The following is a 4,443-nucleotide window of genomic DNA, read 5'->3' on the forward strand; positions in this document are numbered from 1 at the left end:
GAAGCCGGAGAACAGCGGCACGACCACGGCACCGATCCGGGCCGCGGCGTAGAACGCAACCACCGCCTCGCTGATCATCGGCAGGTAGAGCGCGACCGCGTCCCCCCGCCCGAGCCCCAGCTCGCGGAGACCGGCGGCGACCCGCCGGACGCGTGCGTCGAGCTCGGCGAAGGTCAGTGAGTCGACGGTGCCGTCCTCGGCCTCGTGCACCACGGCGGTCCGCTCGCGCGCCTGCGGGTCCTCGGCCCACCGCGCCAGGCACGCGTCGGCGACGTTGAGCTCGCCACCGACGAACCAGTCCGGGTCGGTGATCCCGCTCGACAGGTCGAGCACCTGGTGATGGCTGCGGAAGAACCGCAGGCCCAGGTCGGCGACCACGGCGTCCCAGTACCAGCCGACGTCCGCGACCGAGCGGGCGCGAAGCGCATCGATGTCGGCGGCCCCGTGGAGGCGGGCGAACCGAGCGACCTGGGAGTGCTCCAGGTACTCCGGCCCGGGAGTCCAGGTGTAGGTCACGACGCACTCCGGGGGAGTCCGAGCATCCGCTCGGCCACGATGTTGCGCTGGATGAAGGTGGAGCCGCCCGCGATGGCGGTCCCCCGCGCCTGGTAGGCGAGCCGTTGCCAGCGGCTCTCCTCGGGCGACTGCCCCTCCGGGGCCAGCTGCCCACCCAGCGGCGACAACGACTGCCGGAAGTCGGCCAGGTCCTCGACCAGCGGACAGAAGTAGAGCTTGCCGATCGAGGTGACGGGGCCGGGCGAGCCGCCGTCCGCGGCGATCGTGAGCACGCGCTGCCCGATGGCCTGGTGCACGAGCGCCCGACCGTAGAGGTCGGCCACCGTGCGCCGGACCGTCGGGTCCGCCCCGAGCGGTGCGTCGGCGGAGTCCGCCATCCCGCGGATCTGTTCGATGATGTCGTCGACGGCTCGCTTGGTGTTGACCCGGCCGGTCGCGATACCGACCCGCTCGAAGCCGAGCGTGGCCATGGCGACCTTCCAGCCGCCGTTCACCTCGCCCAGCACCAGCTCGTCCGGGACGAAGACCTCGTCGAGGAACACCTCGTTGAACTCGGCCTCGCCGAGCATGTGGGCGAGCGGCCGGACGGTGACGCCCTCACTGTCCAACGGGAGCAGGAAGTACGTGATGCCCTTGTGCCGCGGGAGGTCGGAGCCCCCCGTGCGGGCGAGCAGGATGGCGTTGGTGGCCAGATGGGCGCGACTGGTCCAGATCTTCTGGCCGGTGATCCGCCACCCGCCGTCGACCTTGACCGCCCTGGTGCGCAGGGACGCGAGGTCCGAGCCGGACTCCGGCTCCGAGAACAGCTGGCACCACAGCTCGTCGCCGGTCAGGATCGGGCGGAGGAACCGCTCCTTCTGCTCCGGCGTGCCGAACGCGATGACGGTCGGGCCCGCGAAGTCCTCGCCGACGGTGTTCAGCCGCTCGGGCGCGCCCGCCCGGTCCGCCTCGTCGGTGAACACGGCGCGGATCTTCGCGTCCGCGCCCTGGCCGCCGTACTCCTTCGGCCACGACATGCCGGCGTACCCGCCCTCGAACAGCAGGCGCTGCCACTGCCGCCAGAACGGGAGCTTGTCGGCGAGCTCCACCGGCTCGGGCCAGGGCAGCTCCGGAAGGGACTCGGCGAGCCAGGCCCGCACCCTCGTGCGGAACTCCGCCTCCTCGGGGGAGTCTGCGAGATCCATGGAAGCTCCTTCTGCGATCTCTCCCGATAATATGCTATCGGTCAGACCAAAATTGACGATAGACATGTCACAGGGCAGGGAGCAGGCGGGCCCGCGACCAGACGGTCGCGGGCCCGCAGGTCGGTGGCACCCGCCGCCGACGGGCGGCGTCAGTGCCCGTCGGCGCTGTCGCGCTCGCGGCCGAGCGTGAGGAGCAGGTCCTCGTGCAGCTCCATCCACACGTCGTGGTACGAGTGGCTCATCGGCCGGGCGAACGCCGACTGGTCGCCGCCGCGGACCCGCTCGAGCGCAGCGGCGAACCGCTCCCCGTAGCGCGCGAAGCGCGGCGACACCGACGCCGCGGGCGCCAGAGCCGCGACCGCGGCGGCGTGGACCTCGCCCAGCTCGCTCACGACGGAGGCGTCGTACGCCTCGTCGGAGTGGTCGTTCGGCTGCTGGTCACCGCCCGGTCCCGACCGGACCTGCCAGCGGGTGCAGACCTCCTTGAAGCGGCCGTTCACGGGCAGGAAGGCGTCGTACGTCGCGCTGATCCCGGTCCGCTCCTCGTCGGTGACGGCGGCCGCGACCAGGGCCGGATGTGCCTCGCGGCCCTCCTTGGTCAGGGCGTAGCCGCCGACGCGGCCGGTCCGCAGCTTGACGAGCTCCTCGGTGGTCAGCTCGTCGAGCACCGGTGCGAGGTCGGACCGCCCCGTGATCTCGGCGAGGTCGTCGGCACTGGCGAGCCCCTTGACCTTCAGGGCGTGGACCACCAGGAAGCGCTCGGTGTCGGCCATCGTCGGCCTCCTCTCGGAACAGTCCGCTCAGGACTGGGTCAGCTCGACCTCGCGGTCGACGGTCAGCTGGCTGGCGTCGGCCTCCTCGGTCTCGCTGTGGTGGGCGAGGTAGGCGGGCGGCCACGCCATCTCGATGTAGGCGGCCCCGGCGACCCCGTCGATCTCGCCGTGCATCGAGGCCTCGTGCAGGGTGAGATACGGGCTGACGGGCCAGTGCAGGTCGGCGCCGTGCCACGTGCGGATCCGGGTGGTCCGGCCGTCCTCGTCGGTGATGGTGCCGTCGAGCTTCTGCTGCATGACCTGGCCGTCGAACTCCACGTCGATGTCGTAGTCGGTGATCACCGAGGTGACCCCGTCCCGGTGGACGTAGCCGTGCAGCGTGGTCTTGCCGAAGTACTGCAGCTCCATGAGGTGGATCGACGCGTCCGGCGCCATGATGTTCCACCACTTCCAGTGCGTGGGACCGCCCCAGTCGCGGGTGCCCCAGGAGTGGTCGCGGTGGCCGAACGTGTCGTACTCGTGGCGCACGCCGTCGAGCACGAGCGAGCCGACGACCCGGCCACCCTGCTCGCTGCGGTCGTCCGCGAGCCACGACGGGCAGCCGCCGGGGTGTCGGACGAACGCGAACGGCGGGTTGATGCCGGTGAACTCGTACTCCAGGGAGATCCGCTCGCCGGAGAACTTGAGGTGGGTCGACATGGCGTCGTCGGCCGCGTTGAGCGTGATGGCGCCGACGCGCCAGTCGTCGAAGCCCATGGAGTCCGGGACCAGGATCCCGTCGGAGGCCTCGGAGACGGTCTGCTCGACACCCGGCCCGTAGACGACGGCCATCGACCCGGCGCGGCCCTTCCCGTCCTTCCCTGCCGAGTGGACCCAGGTGTAGACGATGATGCCGAGGCCCAGGTCCGGCAGCGGCAACAGGTAGGCCAACGACTCGCGGACGTTCTCGTCCGCGGTGTCGGAGTAGAAGATGTGGCGATTCTCGCCACCGTGCTCGAGTGGAATGAACGGCATGGGTCTTACTCCCCGATCGCGGCCTGGTCGGTCTTGCGTGTAGCGGCGGACTCCAGGCGGTGCCTCACGAACTCCGGCACCCAGCCCTCCTCGATGTGGATCAGGCCGGGCTTGCCCGCCACGGTGCAGCGGCTCGCCGCGTCCCGTGACACGAGCCCGCCCGCGGGCCACACGATGAGCGAGGTCCGGCGGCCGGTCTCGATCTCGGTGACCCGGCCCTTCTCATCGGTGAGGACGAACCGGGCCGATGTGTAGGCGTAGAACTCGTCGTCGCGCTCCACGTGGTGCTCGATCGAGACCACCGGAGACTGCTCGCCGTCGCGGTGCACGTAGCCGAGCTCCCACTCGGCGTCCATCGCGAGGCCGTGCATGAAGTTGACCGCGACGTCGCCGGCGTCCGACTGGACGTTCACCCACTTGTAGTGGTGGAAGGCGGTCCAGTCGCGGGTGCCCCACGAGTGGTCCCGGTGGCCGGTGGTGTCGAACTCGATGCGCCGTTCGCCGATGGTCAGCGTCCCGCGCACGCGCCCACACTGCTCGAGGCGGTCGTCGGCGAGGAAGCCGGGACAACCGTCTGCGTTGTCGTGGTAGCTGAAGGCCTCGTTGATGGCCTCGAAGTGGTAGTCGAGCGCGACGTCGTCCTGCGTGAACGTGACGCGGGCGTCCTTGTGCGGCTCGCCGTGCTGCACCCGCATGGGACCGACCTGCCAGTCGGTGAAGTCCGCCTGCGGATCCATCGCGACGCCGCTCGTCACGTGGTGGACCAGCCGCTCGTCGTCCTCGCCGAACACGGTGATCATCGAGCTCGCCGCGCCCTCGCCGTCCACCCAGGTGTAGGCGATCATGCCGAGGTTCTCCTCGGGCAGGAAGAGCAGGAAGATCAGGCTCTCCCGGGCCAGCGGGCCCGGAGCCAGCGTGTGTCGGCGGTCGTCGGCAGCGGTCAGCATCTCGTGTCC

General features: G+C 70.7%; 5 protein-coding genes. All 5 read right to left on the bottom strand.

Annotated elements, in window-relative coordinates:
* The coding region (locus H5J29_RS22230) for an AMP-binding protein (RefSeq protein ID WP_181782980.1) at positions 1 to 516 on the bottom strand (516 nt) is incomplete at its 3' end.
* Positions 513 to 1,700 (bottom strand): acyl-CoA dehydrogenase family protein, encoded by a 1,188-nt coding sequence (locus tag H5J29_RS22235; RefSeq protein WP_181782981.1) that lies wholly within the window; start codon positions 1,698 to 1,700, stop codon positions 513 to 515. The genes H5J29_RS22230 and H5J29_RS22235, both read right to left, overlap by 4 nt.
* Before the next feature lie 149 nt (positions 1,701 to 1,849).
* Positions 1,850 to 2,473 (bottom strand): MarR family transcriptional regulator, encoded by a 624-nt coding sequence (locus H5J29_RS22240; protein ID WP_181782982.1) that lies wholly within the window; start codon positions 2,471 to 2,473, stop codon positions 1,850 to 1,852.
* 27 nt (positions 2,474 to 2,500) lie between these two features.
* Positions 2,501 to 3,487: a DUF7064 domain-containing protein gene (locus H5J29_RS22245; protein ID WP_181782983.1), complete on the bottom strand. Its 987-nt coding sequence runs from the start codon at positions 3,485 to 3,487 to the stop codon at positions 2,501 to 2,503.
* A 5-nt stretch (positions 3,488 to 3,492) separates the two neighbouring features.
* The coding region (locus tag H5J29_RS22250) for a DUF7064 domain-containing protein (RefSeq protein ID WP_220187770.1) at positions 3,493 to 4,443 on the bottom strand (951 nt) is incomplete at its 5' end.

Origin of the sequence: Pseudonocardia pini (genome assembly GCF_013870575.1) — a bacterium.
In the GTDB taxonomy this organism is placed as follows: domain Bacteria; phylum Actinomycetota; class Actinomycetes; order Mycobacteriales; family Pseudonocardiaceae; genus Pseudonocardia; species Pseudonocardia pini.